The organism is Micromonospora sp. NPDC049282, assembly GCF_043197045.1.
Classification (GTDB): Bacteria; Actinomycetota; Actinomycetes; order Mycobacteriales; family Micromonosporaceae; genus Micromonospora.
On sequence record NZ_JBICSL010000026.1, the window covers coordinates 18,598 to 38,054 of the forward strand.

Sequence of the window (19,457 nt, forward strand, 5' to 3'; positions counted from 1 at the left end):
TCCTGATGAGGTGGTGGGGTGGTTTCGGGTGCGGTCGGCCGGGCCACCGTCTTCTCGACGGCGGCCTGGCGGTGCGGTGGGTCAGGTGGTGGTGGCCCGGTTGCGGGCGAGGAACTGGGTCAGACTGCGGAACTGCACCTGCTGGACCAGGACGGCGACGACGATGATGCCGCCCTTGACCATGTTCTGGGCCTCGGTGGAGAGGCCGTTGATGGCGAAGAGGTTGGTGATCGTCGAGAAGATGATCACCCCGAGCAGGGAGCCGATGATGGTGCCCCGCCCGCCGCTGAGCAGCGTGCCGCCGATGATCGCGGCGGCGATCGCGTCCAGCTCGTAGAGGTTGGCCATCGCCGCCTGGGCGGAGGTGGCCTGCGCGGTAAGCATCACCGCGGCGATGCCGCAGCAGAGGCCGGAGAGCGCGTAGAGCAGCACGGTGTGCCGGCGCACGTTGATGCCGGCGAGCCGGGCCGCCTCCGGGTTCCCGCCGACCGCCACCGTGCGACGGCCGAAGGTGGTCCGGTTGAGCAGCACCCAGCCGGCCGCGACGACCGCGGCGAGGATGTAGACCAGCAGCGGAATGCCGAGCACGTTCGTGGTGGCGATGCCGTTGATGAACGAGCTGGTGGAGACCTGGGTCTGCTTGTCGGAGATCTCCGCGGCCAGCCCTCGGGCGGCGACCAGCATGGCCAGCGTGGCGATGAACGGCACCAACCGCCCGTACGAGACGAGCAGCCCGTTGACCACGCCGACGGCCAGCCCGACGGTGAGCGCGCTGAAGATCATGCCGCCGGCGCCGTAGCTCTGGGTGGCGAGCGTGGTGCACCAGACGCCGGCCAGCGCCACGATCGCGCCGACCGACAGGTCGATGCCGCCGCCGATGATCACGAAGGTCATGCCGACCGTGACCACGCCGACCACCGAGGCGAGCTTGAGGATGGTCAGCGTGTTGCCCCACACCCAGTTCGGGTCGCCGTAGAGGTCGGGGCGGGTCAGGATGCCGATGACCACCAGCACCACGAGCGTGGCCAGCAGGCCGAGGTTGCGCTTGGCGCCCTCCCCGCCGTCGCCGCGCCACCAGGAGAGCCGGGCCGCCGCGTCGGCCTTGGCGGTCTCCGCCCGGTCCACCGGCGGCGACTGTGCGGGGAGCGTGGTGTCGGTGGCTTCGCTCATGCCGGAGCGCCTTCCATGAGGGACCCCGCCATGACGAGGTCGAGCACGGTGTTCTCGTCGAGTTCGCCGGCCGGGGCCTCCCGGACCAGCCGGCCCTCCCGCATCACCAGCACCCGGTCGGCCAGGCCCAGCACCTCGGGCACCTCGCTGGAGACCAGCAACACCCCGACGCCCCGGGCGGCCAGGTCGCGGATGACCTGGTAGAGCTCGGCCCGGGCGCCCACGTCCACGCCCCGGGTCGGCTCGTCGAGCAGCAGCAGCCGGGTGTCACCGAGCAGCCACCGGCCGACCACCACCTTCTGCTGGTTGCCGCCGGAGAGGGTGCGCACCGGGCGGCGTACGTCCCGGGGCCGCAGCTCCAGCGATGCGGCGATCCGGTCCGCCTCGGCCCGCTCCCGCCCGGCGTCGGTGAAGCCGAGGCGGGCGTACCGGCCGAAGGTGGCAAGCGTGACGTTGCGGTAGATCGGCTCGCCCAGCAGCAGCGCCTGGCTCTTGCGCTCCTCGGGCGCCATGCCCATGCCGGCCCGCACCGCCGCCCCGACGCTGCCGGGGCGCAGCGCCCGGCCGTCGAGGCGTACCGTCCCGGCGTGCGACCGGCGAGCCCCGAAGATCGTCTCCAGCAGCTCGGAGCGGCCGGAGCCGACCAGCCCGGCGATCCCGACGATCTCCCCGGCCCGGACGCCGAGCGACACGTCGGCGAACTCGCCGTGCCGGGTCAGCCCCTCCACCCGCAGCAGCTCCGCGCCGGTGCCGTCGTCAGCCGGGCGCCGCGGGAAGACGTACTCGATGGTCCGCCCGGTCATCCGGGCGACCAGGTCGCGGGTCGGGGTGTCGCGCGCCGGCAGACTCGCCGCCGTGGTCCGGCCGTCCTTGAGTACGGTGACCCGGTCACCGATCTCGCGGATCTCCTCCAGCCGGTGCGAGATGTAGATGACCGCGATGCCCTGCGCGGTGAGTTCCCGGATGATCCGGAACAGGTTGCCCACCTCGTCGTGGGCCAGCACCGCGCTCGGCTCGTCCATGATGATCAGTCGGGCCTCGTGGGACAGCGCCCGGGCCATGCTGACGATCTGCTTCCCGGCCGCCGGCAGGTGCCGGACCAGCCGCCCCGGCGGGATCTCCGGGTGGCCGAGCCGGGCCAGGATCTGCCGGGTACGCCGGGCCATCTGCCCGCGCCGGACGAAGCCGAACCGGCGCGGCTCGTGGCCGAGGAACGCGTTCTCCGCCACCGACAGGTCGTCGACCAGGTCGAGTTCCTGGTAGATGGTGGCGATGCCGGCGCGCATGGCGGCCTGCGGGTCGGCGAACGCGGCCGGCTCGCCCCGCCACACCACCGCGCCGGAATCCGGCCGGTGCACCCCGGCGAGCACCTTGATCAGGGTGGACTTGCCGGCGCCGTTCTGCCCCAGCAGGCAGTGCACCTCGCCGGCCCGCACCTCCAGCCGCACGCCGTCCAGCGCGCGTACGCCGGGGAACGTCTTCACCACGTCGTCGAGGCGCAGCACCACCTCGCCCGCGACGGCGTCGGCGGGCGCCTCGACCAGCGGCTCTTGCTCCGTGCCCACCTCGACCCCCTTCATGCGGGGCTGATCACGGCCCTCGCTCCGCTCGGTGCGTTCGCTCATGCGGCTTCCCCGAACGCGACGTCGCTGGCCAGCACGGCCGCGCCGGCGACGCCGGCGCGCGGGCCCAGCTCGGAGAGGACGACCGGCAGGTTGCCGGTGGCCAGCGGCAGCGAGCGGCGGTAGACCACGCTGCGGATCTCGGCCAGCAGGATGTGGCCGAGCTGGGCCAGCCCGCCGCCGATCACGATCATCGACGGGTTGGTGAAGCTGACCAGGCCGGCCAGCACGCTGCCGACCCGCCGGCCGCCGTCGCGGATGAGCTGGATGCAGGTGACGTCCCCCTCGATCGCGCCCTGCGCCACGTCCAGCGCGGTCACCGCGCCCCGGGCGGCGATCCGTTCGACCAGGGCCGGTGACACCTCGGCGCGGGCCGCGGCGGTCGCCTCCCGGGCCAGCGCCGCGCCGCTGAACACCGCCTCAAGGCAGCCGACGTTCCCGCAGGAGCACATCGGACCGTTCGGGTCGACCTGGATGTGGCCGATGTCGCCGGCACAGCCGTCGGTGCCCCGGTAGACCTCGCCGTGCAGGTAGATGCCGCAGCCGATGCCCGTACCGATCTTGATGAAGAGGAAGTCGTCGACCGAGTGGGCCACGCCGCCGTGCCGCTCACCGATCGCCATGATGTTGACGTCGTTGTCGACCACGGCCGGGCAGCCGTGCTCGCGGGTCAGCAGCTCACGGACCGGGAAGCGGTCCCAGCCCGGCATGATCGGCGGGGAGACCGGCACCCCGTCGCGGAAGCTCACCGGCCCGGGCACGCCGATGCCGATCGCGTCGAGCCGCTCGTACGCGCCGTCGACCTTGGCCTTGTGCAGCAGGTCGTTGACCCGTTGCAGGGTCACCTTCGGGCCGGATCGGATGTCGGCCGGTTCGGTGTAGGCGGTCACCGGCTCCAACCGGCCGTTGACCACCTCGACGTCGATCGAGCTGGCACCCAGGTCGACCGAGGCGAAGCGCAGGCGCGGGCTCAACTCGACAAGCGTGGAGCGGCGCCCGCCCCGGGAGGCGGCCAGCCCGGCCTCGGCCACATAGCCGAGGGCGACCAGCCGCTCCAACTCGGCGAGCAGCCGGGGGCGGGGCATCTGGAGCCGGTCACCCAGCTCGGCGCGGGAGACCGCGCCCTCGTCCCGGAGCAGCCGCAGGAGCCGCACGTGCAGGGGGTCGACCGTCCGCACCCGCAGTCACCTCCGCATCGGAATCGTGCACATCGACGCGATGGCGATGTGTCGTGTCCGACACAGTAGGAGCCTTCCGGGTCACGTGTCCATAGCTTCGGCACGTTCGATGGAAACTTTTGTCCATCCGAACAAAAGAGAGTTCCGGATCATGAAAACGCGCCGCCCCGCCCGGCAGAGACCCGGGCGGGGCGGCGCGGTCAGGTTCAGCGCGAGGTCGGCGCGTTGCGCTTCTTGCGGAGCTTGCGGTCGTCGCGCAGCTCGACGTAGGGCTCCTCGTCGGCCGGGTGCCCGGCGGCGATGGCGCGACTGCGCTCCAGCTCGGCGTCGAACTCCGCGCCGAGCAGGATGGCCACGTTGCTCAGCCAGAGCCAGACCAGGAAGATGATCACACCGGCCACCGCGCCGTACGTCTTGTTGTACGAGCCGAAGTTGCTGACGTAGAGCGCGAACAGGCCGGACACCACCAGCCAGAGCACCACGGCGAGCACGCCACCCGGGCTGACCCAGCGGAAGCCGCCGTGCCGGGCGTTCGGCGAGGCCCAGTACAGGAGCGCGAACATCAGGCTGACCAGCACCAACAACACCGGCCACTTGGCGATGTTCCACACCGTGACCGCCGTTGAGCCGAGCCCGATCGCGTTGCCGGCCTGCTCCGCCAGCCCACCGGTGAACACCACGATCACGGCGCTGATCAGCAGCATCACGCCGATCACCGCGGTCACGCCGAGCCGGATCGGCAGCGTCTTCCAGATCGGCCGGCCCTCCGGCACGTCGTAGATGCTGTTCGAGGCGCGCATGAAGGCGGCGATGTACCCGGACGCCGACCAGAACGCGGTGACCAGACCGATCACCGCCGCGACGCTCGCCAGCCCGCCGGACTGGCCGGCCTGGTCGATCGCGCTTTCGATGATCTTCCGGATGTTCTCCTCCGGCACCGCCTGGCCGACCGTGTCCCGCACCCCGTTGGTGGCCCGCTCGCCGAGCAGGCCGAGCACGGAGATCAGCACCAGCATGCCCGGGAAGATGGAGAGCACGCCGTAGTAGGTGAGCGCGGCGGCCCAGTCGGTCAGGCTGTCGTCCTGGAACTCCCGGACGGTCCGCTTCAGCGTCGCCACCCAACCCGGACCCGGCAGGTCGGTCGGGCTGTCCGGCCCGTCGTCCGGCCCCACCGGCCCGGTGCGGTCGCGCTCGTCGCGGACGGGAGACTCGTCGCCGGCCATCACACCCCCCTCGTCGTCATGTCGTCACCGCACGACATGCCCCGAGGGGAGGTCGGATAACCACCTACGGGTCGTGATCCACGCCAGGTCGCCGAGGTGGCGGGGTCGCGAGCGCCGCGACACCGCCACCTCGGCGGAACGGCTCCGGTCAGCGCGGGGCGAACCGGGCGCCGTTCAGGTCCGTGTCTCCGCCACTTCTGTCACGAGTTCGAGGGACTGCTGGTGCGACAGCGCCCTCACCCCGGATCGACTCCCACACCTCGACCATCTGCCGCACGTGGTCGGCGCGGTCGATGACCTGCGCGTGGAGCTGGCCCTCCTGGTAGACCACGTCCTCGCCGTGCGGCGAGGTGGCGATCACGAACGGGCCGTTGACCCCAGGCCAGGCGCCGTACGCGCTCGCCGTCGCCGCGCCGGATCTCCCACCGTGGTCGCGTCCTCACCAGACTGTCACGTGGCGGAACCGCTCCCCGGGATCGGACGGCGGGCGGAACCAGGCCGGGGGCGTCGGCGCACGACGAGGTCCGCCGACGCCCCTCCCCACTGCGACGGAGGTTCACCCATGCCCCGATACCGCCCCCACGTCGCGGCGCGCCCCTCCTGGCGCTGCCGGATCTGTGGCGCCGCATGGCCGTGCTCCCCGGCCCGGCTGGCGCTGCTGGGTGAGTACCGCGAGGACCGGATCGCGCTGCTGGTGCACCTCGGCACGCTCCTGTGCGAGGCGACGGCCGATCTCGCCGCCGCACGGGACGACACCGCCCCCCAGGACTTGACACAGCGCTTCGTCACCTGGGCCCGCACACCCCGCCCGACCGAGATCTGACCGGAAGACGGACCCGCCTTGCCAGTGGCCGGGGCCGACCGGGTGGCCGGACGCCAGCTCGGCGAAGTGGCGCTATCCGGCCGGCCGGGATGCCCCCACCTCACCGAGCTGGTGTCGATCTTTGACCGAAACTCGCCACCCGCCCTACCTGGCACGAGATCCGACCGGAAAGCAGGACCGCCTTGCACCTGTTGTCCTTTTTTATGCGCTGCGCGGCAGCCCGAACGGCCGGGCGACTTCGCACCAAGATCTACGCCATTCTCGGGGTGCGGATGGGGGCGGTGCACCCCGGGCGGACACGGTCGGTGATCATGACTACGGTCAGTGATCGCACGATTTCATCGTTGGAAGCGGGCCTAACTCGCCATACCGACCGAACTGCCGACCCGCACTTCCGCCTTTCAGCAAGCAATCGCGAAAGCTATTCAAAATGAGTGCGCGGTGAGTGAGCGAATCCGCGTTTCGTCACTCAATGCAATCACGATCGGCAATGGTTCCCAACGCGTCCGCCATTCGCGTATCGTCCCCCCTCGTGCCACCCGTTCGCCCCTCCGACGCCACTCCCCAGTCACCCCGGCCGCCCGCCGGCGATCCGGTTGGGTCCGAAGTGGACGGCACCGCAGTGCCGCTCCCGCCGGACGGGGGGGACGTCACCGACCCGGCGTGGGCGGACGACGGGCCGGGCGAGACGCGCCACCACATGCGGGACCCGGCGCACCCCGACACCCGTGAACTCGCCGCGCGTTTCGAGGAGGAGAAACCCGGCCGGGTCCTCTCCGGGCCGCTCGGGATGCTCTTCACCGGAATCACCGTCGCGGTCGCGCTGCTGACGCTCCGGCAGGTGTTCTTCCCGTTGCCGCAGGGCAGCAAGTACTACCTCGTCATCTTCCTCGCCGGCGTACTGCCGATGGTCTTCCTGGCGTACCCCTCGGGGGTGCGGCGGGGGGCGGAGCGCGCCGGGCCGACGGTGGTCGACCGGCTGCTGGCCGCCGCCGCGCTCGTGGTCTGCCTCTATCCGGTGCTGCCGTTCGCGCTCGGCGCGGGCGGCGGCGGCTACGACGCCTTCCTCGACCGGCAGGGCCTGCTCGACCCGATGGACGTGGCGTTCGGCACCGGCCTGCTGCTCCTGCTGCTGGAGGCGTGCCGGCGCGCCACCGGCTGGATCCTGCCCGCGGTGTGCCTGCTGTTCCTCGGCTACGGCTACTACGGCGGGCTGCTCCCACAGTCGTGGCCGGTCGCGCACGCCGGCCTGGACTTCGGGCAACTGGTCGACGCGTTCTACAACTCCGACAGCGGCTTCTACGGCACCCCGCTCGACGTGGCCGCCACCTACATCGTGCTGTTCACCATCTACGGCGCGGTGCTCGACCTCTCCGGAGCGGGCCGGTTCTTCGTGGAACTCTCCGCCGCCGCGTTCCGCCGTTCCCGCACCGCCGCCGGCCGGACCGCCGTCGCCTCCGGTTTCCTGCTCGGCACCGTGTCCGGCTCCGGAGCCGCCACCACCGTCAGCATCGGGGCGGTGACCTGGCCGATCCTGCGCCGTGCCGGCTACCCGGCCGAGCGGGCCGGCGGCATGCTCGCCGCCGCCGGTGTCGGCGCGATCCTCTCCCCGCCGACGCTGGGCGCCGCCGCCTTCATCATCGCGGAATACCTGGGCGTGTCCTACCTCCAGGTGCTCGGCTGGGCCACCGTGCCGACCGTCCTCTACTACCTGGGCATCCTGCTCTCCGTCGAGATCGACGCCCGCCGCTCGGGCGTACGCCCGGTGGTGCTCGACACCGGTTCGGCCTGGCGGTTGCTGGCCCGCTTCGGCTACCACTTCCTCTCGCTCGTGGTGATCGTGGTGGTGCTGGCGCTGGGCGCCTCGGCGATGCGGGCGGTGGTGATCGCCACCGTGCTCGCCGCCGCGCTGTCCTTCCTGGACCGGCGGCACCGGCTCACCCCGGCGCGGCTGGTGGCGGCGCTGCGCGACGGCGTGCGCGGGGTGCTGGCGGTGAGCGCGGTGTGCGCCGCGGCCGGCATCATCACGGCCACCACCACCAAGACCGGCCTCGGCCCGCAGGCCGCGGCGCTGCTGGTCGGCGGCGCGCAGGCGGTCAGCTCGGAGCCGGCCGTGGTGCTGGCGCTCACCGCCGTGCTCGCCGCGGTCGCGCTCAGCCTGCTCGGCCTCGCGGTGCCGGTCACCGCGTCCTTCGTGATCGGCTGGGTGATCATCGGGCCGGCGCTGCTGCACCTGGGCGTCGCCGCCCCCGCCGCGGCCATGTTCGTCTTCTACTTCGCGGTGCTGTCCGAGGTCTCGCCGCCGACCGCGCTGGCCGCGGTCGCCGCCGCGGCGGTCACCGGCGGCCGGCTGGTGCCGACCATGTGGCAGACCCTGCGGTACGCGCTGCCGGCGTACCTCATCCCGCTCGCCTTCGTGATCACGCCGACCGGCCTCGGTCTGCTCGGCATCGGCGGGGCGGGACGGATCGCGCTGGCCGGGTCGGTCTCCGCGCTCGGCGTCGCCGTGCTGGCCGTCGCGGCCGGCGGCTGGCTACCAGGCGTCGGCCCGGCCGGCCCGCCGGAACGGCTGCTCGGCGCGGTCGCCGGGCTGGTGCTGCTCTGGCTGGAACCGCTGCCCATGACGATCGGCGTGGCGCTCGCCGCGCTGGCCGTCGCGGGCGTGTACGTCCGGCGTGGCGCCCGCCGCCCGTCGGCCTTGGAGTCCGTGGACCATGGGGAGGACAGAGAGTGAGACGGATCGACACGCGAATAGCGGCGGGCGTCGGGGCGCTGGCCCTGATCGCCGCCGGCGCCGGCGGATGCGGGGGCCGGCAGGACGGCGCGGCGACCGACGACGCCGCCCGCGACATCACCTGCAAGGTCACCAAGGACACCCGGGTCGGCATCGCCACCGGCAACGCCACCGGGGTCTACTACGTGGTCGGCAACGCGCTCGCCGGTGAGCTGGCCAAGACCAGCGACGGCAAGCTCACCGGGACGGCCGCCGAGACCGGCGCCTCGGTGCAGAACGTCGAACAGCTCGTCGCCGGCCAGTACGACGTGGCGTTCTCACTGTTCGACACCGCCGTCAACGCGGTGCAGGGCAAGGGCAGCTTCAGCTCGCCGCAGCCGGTCAAGGCGCTGGCCCGGATCTACGACAACTACACCCAGGTGGTGGTGCGGGCCGACGCGGGGATCACCTCGGTGGCCGGCATGAAGGGCAAGAAGATCTCCACCGGCTCGCCCAAGTCCGGCACCGAGGTCATCGCCAACCGGCTGCTCACCGCCGCCGGGCTGGACCCGGCCAAGGACATCCAGGCGCAGCGGCTCGACCTCACCAAGACCGTCGACGGCATGAAGGACGGCAGCATCGACGGGTTCTTCTGGTCCGGCGGCATCCCGACCGGCGGGGTCACCGACCTGTTCACCACCGCCGGCGGCAAGGTGACGTTCCTCGACCTCAGCCCGCTGCTGCCGAAGATGGCCGAGCTGAACCCGGCGTACCAGGCCGGCACCATCGGCAAGGACGTCTACCGGACGCCGGCCGACGTGTCCACCATCGTGGTGCCCAACGTGCTGCTGGTGCGCGACAACCTCGACGCGGACGTGGCCTGCGCGATCACCCGGACCGTCTTCGACCGCAAGGACACGCTGGCCCAGGCGAACCCGGCCGCCAAGGGCATCCAGCTGGGCAACGCCCGCAAGACGGATCCGGTGCCGCTGCACCGGGGCGCGGACCGGGCGCTCACCGACCTCGGCGCGAGCTGACCGACCGGCCGGGCCCGGACCCGCGTCCGGGCCCGGCCCACCGACACCCGACCCGGAGACCCCCGTGCCGCTGCCCCAACCCGCCCGCGTACGCCGGCACCACCGTTCCGCGGACCGTACCGGGCAACTCCGGTCGGTCCGGGTCCAGTTGCTCGCGCCGATCCTGGTGGCCACCGCCGGCCTGGTGGTGCTCGGCGCGGCGCAGACCGGTGCCGCGCTGGACGCGTCCGCGGACGCCGACCGCGCGCGGGTGCTGGCCGGCACCGCCACCGCGACCGTGCGGCTGGTGCACGAGCTGGAACGCGAGCTCGGCGAGACGGCGGCGTTGCGCCAGCGCGGCGGCAACGCCGGCCGGCCCCTCGTCGACGCCCAGCGACGCCGGGTGGACGCCGCGGTCGACCGGTACCGCTCGGCCGGCGGCGAGGCCCGCCGCGCCGCGCCGGACCTCGCCCGGGTGCTCGACGACGCGAACGGCCACCTCGACCAGCTCAGCCCGGCCCGCGCCCTCGCGGTGACCGGGGAGCGCGGCGACCCGGCGTACGGATCCCTGGTCGAGTCGCTGCTCGCGGTCGCGGACGCGTTGCCCAGCCAGCTCCGCGACGCCGGGCTGGCCAACGAGGCCCGCGAGGTCGCCGCAGTGGCCGCCCAGGAGCACCTCTCCGCGCTGGAGCGCGACCTGCTGCGCGCGGTGTTCGTGCGCGGCGTGTTGGAACGTGGCGAGCTGGCCCGGCTGGGCCGGCTGCGGGGCGCCCGGGAGCAACGCCAGGCGGAGTTCCTCCGCATCGCCTCCGGTCCCGCGAACGGCGCCTGGTACCGGGTGGTCGACGGCGCCGACGTGACGGCGGCCCGGCGGATGCGCGACGCGGTGCTCGACACCGACGGCGAGCCGGAGTCGCTGCGGACCGACGGCGACGCCTGGTACGTGGCGCAGAGCGGCACCATCCGCCGGTACAACCTGCTGGGCCGGGAACTCTCCGACGACCTGGACACCGACGCCGCCGAGCTGGCCGGCACGGCCCGGCTACGCGCGCTGGCGACCGCCGGGGCGACAAGCACCGTCGCGCTCGGCTCGCTGGTGACCGCCGTGCTGCTGGCGGTACGCACCAGCCGCCGGCTGCGCCGGTTGCGGGTCGCGGCGCTCACCATGGCGAACCGGGAGCTGCCGGAACGGATCACCGCGATCGCGTCGGGCGAGGGCGCGCCGGTGGAGGGTCCGGCCACCCGGACGACCGACGGGATCCGCCGCGGCCGGGACGAGGTGGCGCAGGTCGCCGAGGCGTTCGACACGGTCAACCGGGCGGCGCTGCGGCTGGCCGGTCAGCAGGCGGAGCTGCGGCTGGACGTCACCCGGATGGCCGAGGCGCTGGCCCGGCGCATCCGCACGCTGATCACCCGGCAGCTCCGGCTGCTGGACGACTTCGAACGCGAGGAGACCGACCCGGACGCGCTGGCGCGGCTCTTCGCGCTGGACCACCTCGCCGCCCGGCTGCGCCGCAACGGCGAGAACCTGCTGGTCCTCGCCGGTGGTGAGCCCGGCCGGGGGCACGAGGGCGCGTTGCTCCTCGACGACGTGGCGCGGGCGGCGGCCTCGGAGATCGAGGACTACCCCCGGGTGGAGATCGACGTGCCGACGGCCGCGGTGCACGGCGCGGCCGCCGGCAACCTGGTGCACCTGCTGGCCGAGCTGCTGGAGAACGCCACCGTCTACTCGCCGCCGGACTCCCGGGTGCTGGTGGACGGGCGGCGGACCGTCGACGGGCTCGTGTTGCGCGTGCACGACCAGGGCATCGGCATCAGCGACAGCCGGCTGACCGAGATCAACCAACGGCTCGCCGCGCCGGCGACGCTGTCCAGCGCCGCGGCCGGGAGCATGGGCCTGCACGTGGTGGCCCACCTGGCCGCCCGGCACGGCATCCGGGTGCAGTTGCACCACGCCGGCGGCGGGACGGTGGCCCAGGTGGAGGTGCCCGAGTCGGCGCTGACCCGGGTCGAGTCGGTGACCCGCCGGCCGGTCACCGAACGCCGGTCGCCGCACGGGCCCGCCGCGCCGTGGTTCAAGCCCGGCGCCGCGCCGGGGGCGCCGCGCCCGGCCGGCCCGCACGGCCTGGTCGCCGCCGCGCCGGTCGCCGGCCGGCCGCCGGGCGCGCGCGGGGTCGCCGCGGTACGCCCGCCGGGCAACGCCCTGCTGGCGCCGAGCGTGGCGCGCATCCGCCCGACGAGCGCGCCGCCCGCGCCGGTGTCGACCACCGGCGCCGGGCTGCCCCGCCGGACCCGGGGCGAAAGCCTGCCCGCGCCGATGCCCAGCACCACCGCGCCGCCGCCGGCGACGAACCTGCTCGACCCCGAGGTGGTACGCGCCCGCCTGTCCGCCCTCGCCGAGGGGGTGGCCAGCGCGACCCGCCGTGCCCCGACCACCACCACACCTACCGGGAGAACGCCATGACCACACCCGTTACCGCCGGACTCGACTGGCTGCTGGCGAACTTCGCCGAGCAGGTGCCGGACGTCTCGCACGCGCTCGCGGTCTCCGAGGACGGGCTCCGGCTGGCTTCCTCCCCCGACCTCTCCGCCGACCAGGTCGACCAGCTCGCCGCCGTGATCAGCGGACTGGCCAGCCTGACCGTCGGCGCGGCCCGGCTGATGTCGGCCGGCCGGGTACGCCAGCAGATCGTGGACATGGACGGCGGGGTGATGCTGGTGATGGCGGTCGGCGAACGGGCGTTGCTCGGCGTGCTCGCCGCGCCGGGCTGCGACCTGGGCCAGATCGGCTACGAGACGGCGACGCTGGTGCAGCGGGTGGCGGAGGCGCTGGAGCCGGCGGTCCGGCAGTGACCGGCCGCCCGCTGCGACTGGTCGCCGCGCTGCTGTCGGCCGTGCTGGTGACCGGCTGCGGCGGCGGGGACACCGACGCGCCGGCGTGGCACGGCGGGCGGATCTTCCTGGCCACCGGCAACACCACAGGCGTCTACTACCAGCTCGGTGGCGGGTACGCCGACCTGATCAGCCGGCACCTGCCCGGCTACGAGGCGCGGGCGGAGCCGACCGGGGCGTCGGTGGAGAACATCACCCGGGTGGCGAGCGGCGACATGGAGATCGCGTTCAGCCTGGCCGACACGGCCGCGGACGCGGTCAACGGGCGGGGTGTCTTCGACAAGCAACCGCAGCCGGTGCGGGCGCTGGCCCGGGTGTACAGCAACTACACCCATGTGATCGTCCGCGCCGACGGCAAGATCGGCAGCTTCGCCGACCTGCGCGGCAAGCGGGTCTCCACCGGGTCGCCGAGGTCCGGCACGGACATCATCGCCGGGCGCCTGCTCACCGCCGCCGGCATCGATCCGAACCGGGGCATCCAGCGGCTGAACCTGTCGCTGCCGGAGACCGTCAAGCGGATGCGGGCGGACACCCTGGACGCCATGTTCTTCTCCGGCGGGCTACCCACCCCGGGCGTCAAGGACCTGCTCTCGGCGGCGCCCGGGAAGTTCCGGCTGCTGCCGCTGACCGAGTTGATCGAGCCGTTGGGCGCGCGCTACGGCTCGGTCTACACCACCGCCCTCCTGCCGAAGGAGGCCTACGGCACGCCGGAGCCGACACCGACCATCACGGTGGCGAACGTGATCCTGGTGGCCGCGGACATGCCGGACCAGCTCGCGTACGACCTGACCCGGGTGCTGTTCACCTGGCAGGACGAGCTGGTCAAGGTGCACCCGGAGGCGGCGAACTTCTCCCGGGCCAGCGCGGCGCTGACCGAGCCGATCCCGCTGCATCCGGGCGCCCAGCGGTTCTACCGCAGCGGCTGAGACCCCGCGTGCTTGACCCTCACACGGTGTCAGGGCCGAGGCTGGGGGGACCATGTTCAGTATCGGAGAGTTCGCCGGCCTGGGCCGGGTGTCGGTGCGCATGCTGCGCCACTACGACGCCATCGGCCTGTTGCGTCCCGCCCACGTCGATCCGCACAGCGGCTACCGCTTCTACGCCGCGGTGCAACTACGCCTGCTCAACCGGGTGACCGCCCTGAAGGACCTGGGCTTCAGCCTGCAAGAGGTGCAGGCGCTGATCGACGAGGAGGTGGATGCCGCGGAGCTGCGCGGCATGCTGCGCCTGCGCCGGGCCGAGCTGGCCGCGCGCATGCGGCAGGACACCGCACGCCTGGCCCAGGTCGACGCGCGACTCCGCATGATCGAGAGCGAGGGACACATGGACACCGGAGACGTCGTCCTGAAGAGCATCCCGGCGATCCGGGTGGCGCAGTTGTCCGGCACCGCCACCGGCTACGACCACCCGACGTCGATCACCGAGAACCTCAGCCCGCTCTACCCGCGGCTGATGGAGCTGCTGGAGCGGCACCGGGTGGACATCACCGGCGCGCCGATCGCCTGGTACGAGCCGGCGCCGTCCGCGCCGGGCGACGAGACGATCCGGGTGCACGCGGCGTTCCCGGTCGGATCGGCCGAGGTGGACGCCGCCGCCGGGTTCGAGATGGTCACGCTCCCGCCCGTCGCGTACGCGGCGACCGCGCTGCACCACGGTCCGATGTCGGAGGCGTTCCGGACCGGGCAGAAGATCGCCAACTGGATCGACGACAACGGCCACCGGGCGGTCGAGCCTGGCTTCGCCCGCGAGGTCTACCTGGACTGCCCGCCGGACGACCTCGACCGGTGGGTGACCGAGATGCAGGTGCCGGTGCGGGTCGCGACCTGATCGCGAAGGACCGACCGCACCGTCAGTCGGCGGCGGCCCCGAACCACCGGGGCAGCCGGTCGAGCAGCTCCCGCTGATCGTCACCGACCCACGCCACGTGCCCGTCCGGCCGCAGCAGCAGGGCGGGCACGTCCAGGTCCGCGCCGGCGTCCACGACGTGGTCGACCCGATCCGCCCAGCCCGTCACCGCGAGCCCGCCGGTCCGGTCCAGCAGCAGTCCGCGTCCGGCGTGCATCAGCCCGTACAGGTTGCCGCGCTCCAGCTTCAGGTCGCGCAGGCGCCGGCCGAGCAGCTCGTGGCCCTCGCCGAAGTCGTACCGGACCGAGACCGCGGTGATCTTCTCGATCAGGTAGCGGTTCACCTCCTCGAAGTCCATCAGCTCCGCCAGCAGCCGCCGCACCGCCTGCGGACCCGGTTCCAGGGACATCAGCTCCGTCTGTGCGCGGGTGTTGTCCAGCACGTCCGCCGCCACCGGCTGCCGCTCGGCCTGGTAGGTGTCCAGCAGATCCTCCGGCGCCCACCCGCCGACCTGCGCGGCCAGCTTCCAGCCCAGGTTGAACGCGTCCTGGATGCCGAGGTTGAGCCCCTGACCGCCCAGCGGCGGATGGACGTGCGCCGCGTCGCCGGCCAGCAGCACCCGGTCGACCCGGTAGCGCTCGGCGAGGCGGGTGGCGTCGCCGAACCGGGAGAGCCAACGCGGCGAGTGCACCCCGAAGTCGGTGCCGGCGGTGGCCCGCAGCTGCTGCCGGAACTCCTCGATGGTCGGCGGGGCGGTGCGGTCCTCCGCGACCCCGGCCGCGGGCACGACCACGCGGTACAGCCCCTCCCCGTCCCCGACCGGCCCGGCGCCGAAGCGCAGTTGGGTCTTGCGCACCTCCGTCATCACGGCCATCACCTCGTCCGGCGGCGCGGTCAGCTCCATCACGCCCAGCAGCGTCTCGAATCTGGTGGGCTCGCCCGGAAAGCCGACGCCCAGCAGCTTGCGTACCGTGCTGCGACCGCCGTCGCAGCCGACGAGATAACGCGAGCGCAACCGGGTGCCGTCGGCCAGCTCGGCGGTCACCCCGTCCTCGTCCTGGCTCAGCTCGACGAGTTCGTTGCCGCGCCGGATCTCGGCGCCGGCCTCGGTGGCGTGCTCGGCCAGCAGCCGCTCGGTGACGGGCTGCGGGATGCCGAGGATGTAGTCGTGCGCGGTGTCCATCCGTTGCGGCCACGCCTTGGTGATGCCGGCGAAGTAGCCGCCGAGCTGGAACGTCTTCCCGGCCGCGAGGAAGCGCTCCAGCAGGCCGCGCTGGTCCAGCACCTCGATGCTGCGCACGTGCATGCCGAGCGAGCGGACCACCCTGGTCGGCTCCGCGTCCCGCTCCAGCACGACCACCCGTACCCCGTGCAGCCGCAGTTCGGCGGCCAGCATCAGGCCGGTCGGTCCGCCGCCCACGATGATCACGTCGATCATGGAATCCCCCGTTCGATGTGCCACATTCCGGCGTCGGACGGAGATTCTTCAACAGCACCGGGGTCTTGCCGCAAGACCCGGGGTGCGATATACGTTGAGAGTGGCAGGGAGCGTACGACTCCTTGCCTTTCCTTTTGCCCCAGAGGCGGCTGCGTGACCGCCGATGGCCGTGCGCTATCCGGTGCTAGCATTGCTCTCATCGGCTCCTGTGGGAGGAAACGATGGCGGCCCTCAGCATCAGAGATCTGGACGACGCGGTTCGAGAGAAGTTGCGAATCCGCGCCGCGCAACACGGCAAGTCCATGGAATCCGAGATCCGGGACATCCTCACCGCAGCCGTTGCCGAGGACGCACCGGGAACCGACCTGTTCAGCGCGCTGACCGACCGGTTCACCAGGCTCGGTGGCGTCGAGCTGGACCTGCCCGCCCGTTCCACCCAACCCCGCGCGGCGAGTCTGCCCGAGTGATGATCGTTCTCGACACCAACGTCGTCTCCGAACTCATGCGGGCTGAACCCGCCCCGGTGGTGCTGGCCTGGCTTCGGCAGAACTCAGGCACCGGCCTGCACACCACAGCCGTGACTGTCGCCGAGATCCGCTACGGCATTGCGCGGCTACCGGACGGCCAACGCCGGGACTCCCTGCAACAAGCCGCCAACGAGATCTTCGCCGCCTTTCCTCGCCAGGTGCTGCCCTTCGACCTCGCGGCAGCCGGCGCCTACGCCGACGTGGTGGCCGGCCGGGACCGGCTCGGCCGTCCCATCGACGGGTTCGACGCCCAGATCGCCGCCATCTGTCGCGCCCAGGTTGCCACTCTCGCCACCCGAAACAGCAAGGACTTCGCCGACACGGGCATCGAGGTCGTCGATCCCTGGCAGGAGACGACCACCGGAGAGCGCTGAGCGGCCAGCGCCCGAAGATCGAGCGGCGGCAGGTAGGGCTGACTCGTGACCGGGCCGCCCGGCGAGCTGCCCGGCGAGACCGCCGCCCCCGCGCCCACCGCCTGACACGTTCCCCGGTTCCGCTCGGGGCTCGGACCCGGAGCCGGTCGGGGTCAGACGTCGGCGGGCCGGGTGGCGGCCCGGGCCTCGGCGACCAGGCGGCCGGTCTCGGCGGCCACCGCCTCGTCGTCGACCGACGTGCCCGGGTCGTAGCGCACCGTCCAGGTCAGGCCGTCGACCCCGGACACCCGCCGGGCCGCGATCCGGCCGGCACCGCCGGGCACCGGGTGGTGCGCGGTGTACGCCACCGAGCCGGTGACCCGGGCCCGCACCTGGTGCGGCAGGTCGCCCGGGTCGAGCAGCAGGTACGACTCGGCGGGGGCGTCGGCGACCACGAGGTAGCCGTCGCGCTCGGCGACCGGCTCGGCCGGGGTCACGGTGAGTTCGCGGCCGGACCACACCGCCTTGAGGACGTCGTGCCACCCGAGGCGGTCGCCGCGGCCGGGCAGCCAGAGCCCACGGTTGCTGGCGACCAGCACGCCGTCGCCCTCGCCGTTGCCGACGGCGGCCCAGGCGAGCACCCGCTCGTCGGCGGCCAGCGACGGCCGGTCGGCCGGCGGCAGCTTCGGGCGGCGGCGGAAGAGCCCCATCACAGTCCTCCGGCGGCCTGCTCGCGCAGTGCCCGCGCATGTTGTTCCAGCGAGAGCAGCTCCCCGAACAGGGCGAAGTATTCGTCCTTGTTGCTCACCGGGTTGATCCGCTGGATCTTCGACTTGAGGTCCCGGATCCGGCCGGTGACCGAGCTCCACTGGAGCCGGGCCATGGTGACCGAGACGTACCTCGGGTCGACCTCGCCGTCGATGCGCAACGGCTCCACCGCCAGCTCGCCCACCAGGGCCTGGCCGGCCAGGTCGTCGCAGGCGTCACGGACCCGTTCGATCCAGACCGCGCCGCCGGTGGCGCCGGCCGCGCCGCCGGCAGCGGCGACGGCAACGCGCACCGCGGCGTGCACCGGGTGCTGGTAGTCGGCGGCCTCGACGGCGTCGAACATCGGGCCGGCCAGCACCGGCTCCTGCAGCGCCAGCTTCAGCGCCTCCCGCTCCACCATGGACCGGGGGCTGTCCACGGCCGGCGTGGCGGGGCCCGGACGCGTCGGCGCGGGTCGGCCGGCGGCCGGCTCCCCGTTGGCGGCGGTCAGCACGGCGCGCTGCACCGGCTCGATCTCCATGCCGAGGTCGCCGGCGAGCTTGCGGACGTACTCCGGGCGCTTCTCCCGGTCCTTGATCTTCGCGACCAGCGGCGCGGCCCGGCGCATCGCCTCCACCCGGCCGTCCACGGTGTCGAGGTCGAACCGGTTGATCATGTGCCGGAGCGCGAAGTCGACGAGCGGCTCGCGGCGGGCCACCAGGTCGCGGACGGCCAGGTCACCCTTGGCCAGCCGCAGGTCGCACGGGTCCATGTTGTCGGGGCTGACCGCGATGAACGTGCGCCCGACGAAGCGCTGGTCGTCCTCGAAGGCACGCAGCGCGGCCTTCTGGCCGGCGGCGTCGCCGTCGAACGTGAAGATGATCTCGCCGGCCCGCTCGTCGCTGTCGAAGAGCACCCGGCGCAGCACCGAGATGTGGTCCGAGCCGAACGCGGTGCCGCAGGTCGCCACCGCGGTCGGGACGTCGGCGAGGTGGCAGGCCATCACGTCGGTGTAGCCCTCCACCACCACCACCTTGCCCTGCTTGGCGATCTCCCGCTTGGCCTGGTCGATGCCGTAGAGGACGTGCGACTTCTTGTAGATCGGCGTCTCGGGGGTGTTGAGGTATTTCGGACCGTCGTCGTCGTCGAAGATCTTGCGGGCGCCGAAGCCGATCACGTCGCCGGTGATGTCCCGGATGGGCCACATCAGCCGGCGGCGGAACCGGTCGATCAGCGAGCCCGACCGGGCCGGGCGGGACAGGCCGCCGGTGACCAGCTCGTCGTGGCTGAAGCCCTGCTGGCGCAGATGCTTGGTGAGCAGGTCCCAGCCGTCCGGGGCGAAGCCGCAGCCGTAGCGCTCGGCGGCGGCCCGGTCGAAGCCGCGCCGGGCGAGGAACTCCCGGGCCGGCCGGGCGCCGGCGGTGGTGAGCTGGGCGCGGTAGAACTCGACGGCGGCGGCGTGCGCGGCCACCAGCCGCTGCCGCTGGCCCTGCTGCGGCCGGGCGCGCGGCGTCGACCGGTCGTCCTCGACGTAGCGCAGTTGAATGCCGGCGCGGGCGGCGAGACTCTCGACCGACTCGACGAACCCGAGGTGCTCGGCGTCCATCAGGAACTTGATCGCGTCGCCGCCGACCCCGCAGCCGAAGCAGTAGAACACGTTGCGGGCGGGCGAGACGTTGAACGAGGGGCTCTTCTCGTCGTGGAACGGGCAGAGCCCCTTGAGGTTGCCGCCACCGGCCGACTTGAGCGTCACCACCTCGGAGATCACGTCCGCGATGGCGGTGCGCTCGCGGACCAGCGCGATGTCCTCGTCCCGGATCCGCCCCGCCATGGCCGCCACCTCCTCGGCGTACATCCTGCCCTGCCGGACCGACGATCCGGTGGCCGGGGGGACGGGCGTGTGGCGGACG

At 73.0% G+C, this 19,457-nt stretch carries 17 protein-coding genes; 9 read left to right on the plus strand and 8 right to left on the minus strand.

Annotation, left to right across the window (positions count from 1 at the left end; genetic code table 11):
- Positions 1 to 81: 81 nt before the first annotated feature.
- The 5 genes from ACGFI2_RS28455 to ACGFI2_RS28475 all read right to left on the minus strand — a co-directional run bounded on the left by ACGFI2_RS28455 (position 82) and on the right by ACGFI2_RS28475 (position 5,554).
- Positions 82 to 1,170: an ABC transporter permease gene (locus ACGFI2_RS28455; protein WP_393522641.1), complete on the minus strand. Its 1,089-nt coding sequence runs from the start codon at positions 1,168 to 1,170 to the stop codon at positions 82 to 84.
- On the minus strand, positions 1,167 to 2,735 hold the full coding sequence (locus ACGFI2_RS28460) for a sugar ABC transporter ATP-binding protein (protein ID WP_393522644.1): 1,569 nt from the start codon (positions 2,733 to 2,735) through the stop codon (positions 1,167 to 1,169). Before ACGFI2_RS28460 ends, ACGFI2_RS28455 begins: the two co-directional genes overlap by 4 nt.
- 56 nt (positions 2,736 to 2,791) lie before the next feature.
- The gene (locus tag ACGFI2_RS28465) at positions 2,792 to 3,970 is read right to left on the minus strand and encodes an ROK family protein (RefSeq protein WP_393522647.1); all 1,179 of its coding nucleotides are present in this window, start codon (positions 3,968 to 3,970) and stop codon (positions 2,792 to 2,794) included.
- 206 nt (positions 3,971 to 4,176) lie between these two features.
- Entirely contained in the window at positions 4,177 to 5,193 is a 1,017-nt protein-coding gene (locus ACGFI2_RS28470) for a YihY/virulence factor BrkB family protein (RefSeq protein ID WP_393522649.1), read from the minus strand.
- A 148-nt stretch (positions 5,194 to 5,341) separates the two neighbouring features.
- Complete coding sequence (locus ACGFI2_RS28475; protein ID WP_393522651.1) at positions 5,342 to 5,554, minus strand: hypothetical protein; 213 nt, start codon at positions 5,552 to 5,554, stop codon at positions 5,342 to 5,344.
- A gap of 201 nt (positions 5,555 to 5,755) precedes the next feature.
- On the opposite strand from ACGFI2_RS28475, the gene ACGFI2_RS28480 reads away from it, so the two are divergent.
- The 7 genes from ACGFI2_RS28480 (at position 5,756) to ACGFI2_RS28510 (ending at position 14,464) form a co-directional block, all read left to right on the plus strand.
- Positions 5,756 to 6,016 carry a flavin reductase gene (locus tag ACGFI2_RS28480; RefSeq protein WP_393522654.1) on the plus strand — a complete coding sequence of 87 codons (261 nt, stop codon included), beginning with the start codon at positions 5,756 to 5,758 and terminating at the stop codon, positions 6,014 to 6,016.
- 490 nt (positions 6,017 to 6,506) lie between these two features.
- Positions 6,507 to 8,750: a TRAP transporter fused permease subunit gene (locus tag ACGFI2_RS28485; RefSeq protein WP_393522656.1), complete on the plus strand. Its 2,244-nt coding sequence runs from the start codon at positions 6,507 to 6,509 to the stop codon at positions 8,748 to 8,750.
- Positions 8,747 to 9,766 carry a TAXI family TRAP transporter solute-binding subunit gene (locus ACGFI2_RS28490; RefSeq protein ID WP_393522659.1) on the plus strand — a complete coding sequence of 340 codons (1,020 nt, stop codon included), beginning with the start codon at positions 8,747 to 8,749 and terminating at the stop codon, positions 9,764 to 9,766. Before ACGFI2_RS28485 ends, ACGFI2_RS28490 begins: the two co-directional genes overlap by 4 nt.
- A gap of 64 nt (positions 9,767 to 9,830) precedes the next feature.
- Entirely contained in the window at positions 9,831 to 12,209 is a 2,379-nt protein-coding gene (locus tag ACGFI2_RS28495; protein ID WP_393522662.1) for a nitrate- and nitrite sensing domain-containing protein, read from the plus strand.
- Complete coding sequence (locus tag ACGFI2_RS28500) at positions 12,206 to 12,598, plus strand: roadblock/LC7 domain-containing protein (protein WP_091071202.1); 393 nt, start codon at positions 12,206 to 12,208, stop codon at positions 12,596 to 12,598. Before ACGFI2_RS28495 ends, ACGFI2_RS28500 begins: the two co-directional genes overlap by 4 nt.
- Positions 12,595 to 13,563, plus strand: coding sequence for a TAXI family TRAP transporter solute-binding subunit (locus tag ACGFI2_RS28505; protein ID WP_393522665.1), 969 nt, complete (start codon positions 12,595 to 12,597; stop codon positions 13,561 to 13,563). The genes ACGFI2_RS28500 and ACGFI2_RS28505 overlap by 4 nt, the downstream gene beginning before the upstream one ends.
- A gap of 52 nt (positions 13,564 to 13,615) precedes the next feature.
- Positions 13,616 to 14,464: a MerR family transcriptional regulator gene (locus ACGFI2_RS28510; protein WP_393522667.1), complete on the plus strand. Its 849-nt coding sequence runs from the start codon at positions 13,616 to 13,618 to the stop codon at positions 14,462 to 14,464.
- Positions 14,465 to 14,486: 22 nt separating this feature from the next.
- Here ACGFI2_RS28510 and rox read toward each other — a convergent pair whose 3' ends face one another.
- On the minus strand, positions 14,487 to 15,920 hold the full coding sequence (gene rox, locus ACGFI2_RS28515; RefSeq protein ID WP_393522670.1) for a rifampin monooxygenase: 1,434 nt from the start codon (positions 15,918 to 15,920) through the stop codon (positions 14,487 to 14,489).
- 221 nt (positions 15,921 to 16,141) lie between these two features.
- Here rox and ACGFI2_RS28520 point away from each other — a divergent pair, with 221 nt between their 5' ends.
- Both ACGFI2_RS28520 and ACGFI2_RS28525 read left to right on the plus strand, forming a co-directional pair.
- Positions 16,142 to 16,387, plus strand: a complete 246-nt coding sequence (locus ACGFI2_RS28520) for an Arc family DNA-binding protein (protein WP_393522673.1) — start codon at positions 16,142 to 16,144, stop codon at positions 16,385 to 16,387.
- Positions 16,387 to 16,821, plus strand: a complete 435-nt coding sequence (locus ACGFI2_RS28525) for a type II toxin-antitoxin system VapC family toxin (protein WP_393522773.1) — start codon at positions 16,387 to 16,389, stop codon at positions 16,819 to 16,821. Before ACGFI2_RS28520 ends, ACGFI2_RS28525 begins: the two co-directional genes overlap by 1 nt.
- A 152-nt stretch (positions 16,822 to 16,973) precedes the next feature.
- Here ACGFI2_RS28525 and ACGFI2_RS28530 read toward each other — a convergent pair whose 3' ends face one another.
- The gene (locus tag ACGFI2_RS28530; protein ID WP_393522676.1) at positions 16,974 to 17,510 is read right to left on the minus strand and encodes a hypothetical protein; all 537 of its coding nucleotides are present in this window, start codon (positions 17,508 to 17,510) and stop codon (positions 16,974 to 16,976) included.
- Entirely contained in the window at positions 17,510 to 19,402 is a 1,893-nt protein-coding gene (dnaG, locus tag ACGFI2_RS28535) for a DNA primase (RefSeq protein ID WP_393522679.1), read from the minus strand. Before dnaG ends, ACGFI2_RS28530 begins: the two co-directional genes overlap by 1 nt.
- Positions 19,403 to 19,457 lie beyond the last annotated feature (55 nt).

Coding starts and splice junctions, on each gene's coding strand:
- ACGFI2_RS28455 (WP_393522641.1), bottom strand. CDS start 1,170: ATGAGCGAAGCCACCGACACCACGCTCCCCGCACAGTCGCCGCCGGTG.
- ACGFI2_RS28470 (WP_393522649.1), bottom strand. CDS start 5,193: ATGGCCGGCGACGAGTCTCCCGTCCGCGACGAGCGCGACCGCACCGGG.
- ACGFI2_RS28480 (WP_393522654.1), top strand. CDS start 5,756: ATGCCCCGATACCGCCCCCACGTCGCGGCGCGCCCCTCCTGGCGCTGC.
- ACGFI2_RS28485 (WP_393522656.1), top strand. CDS start 6,507: ATGGTTCCCAACGCGTCCGCCATTCGCGTATCGTCCCCCCTCGTGCCA.
- ACGFI2_RS28500 (WP_091071202.1), top strand. CDS start 12,206: ATGACCACACCCGTTACCGCCGGACTCGACTGGCTGCTGGCGAACTTC.
- ACGFI2_RS28510 (WP_393522667.1), top strand. CDS start 13,616: ATGTTCAGTATCGGAGAGTTCGCCGGCCTGGGCCGGGTGTCGGTGCGC.
- rox (WP_393522670.1), bottom strand. CDS start 15,920: ATGATCGACGTGATCATCGTGGGCGGCGGACCGACCGGCCTGATGCTG.
- ACGFI2_RS28520 (WP_393522673.1), top strand. CDS start 16,142: ATGGCGGCCCTCAGCATCAGAGATCTGGACGACGCGGTTCGAGAGAAG.
- ACGFI2_RS28525 (WP_393522773.1), top strand. CDS start 16,387: ATGATCGTTCTCGACACCAACGTCGTCTCCGAACTCATGCGGGCTGAA.
- ACGFI2_RS28530 (WP_393522676.1), bottom strand. CDS start 17,510: ATGGGGCTCTTCCGCCGCCGCCCGAAGCTGCCGCCGGCCGACCGGCCG.
- dnaG (WP_393522679.1), bottom strand. CDS start 19,402: ATGTACGCCGAGGAGGTGGCGGCCATGGCGGGGCGGATCCGGGACGAG.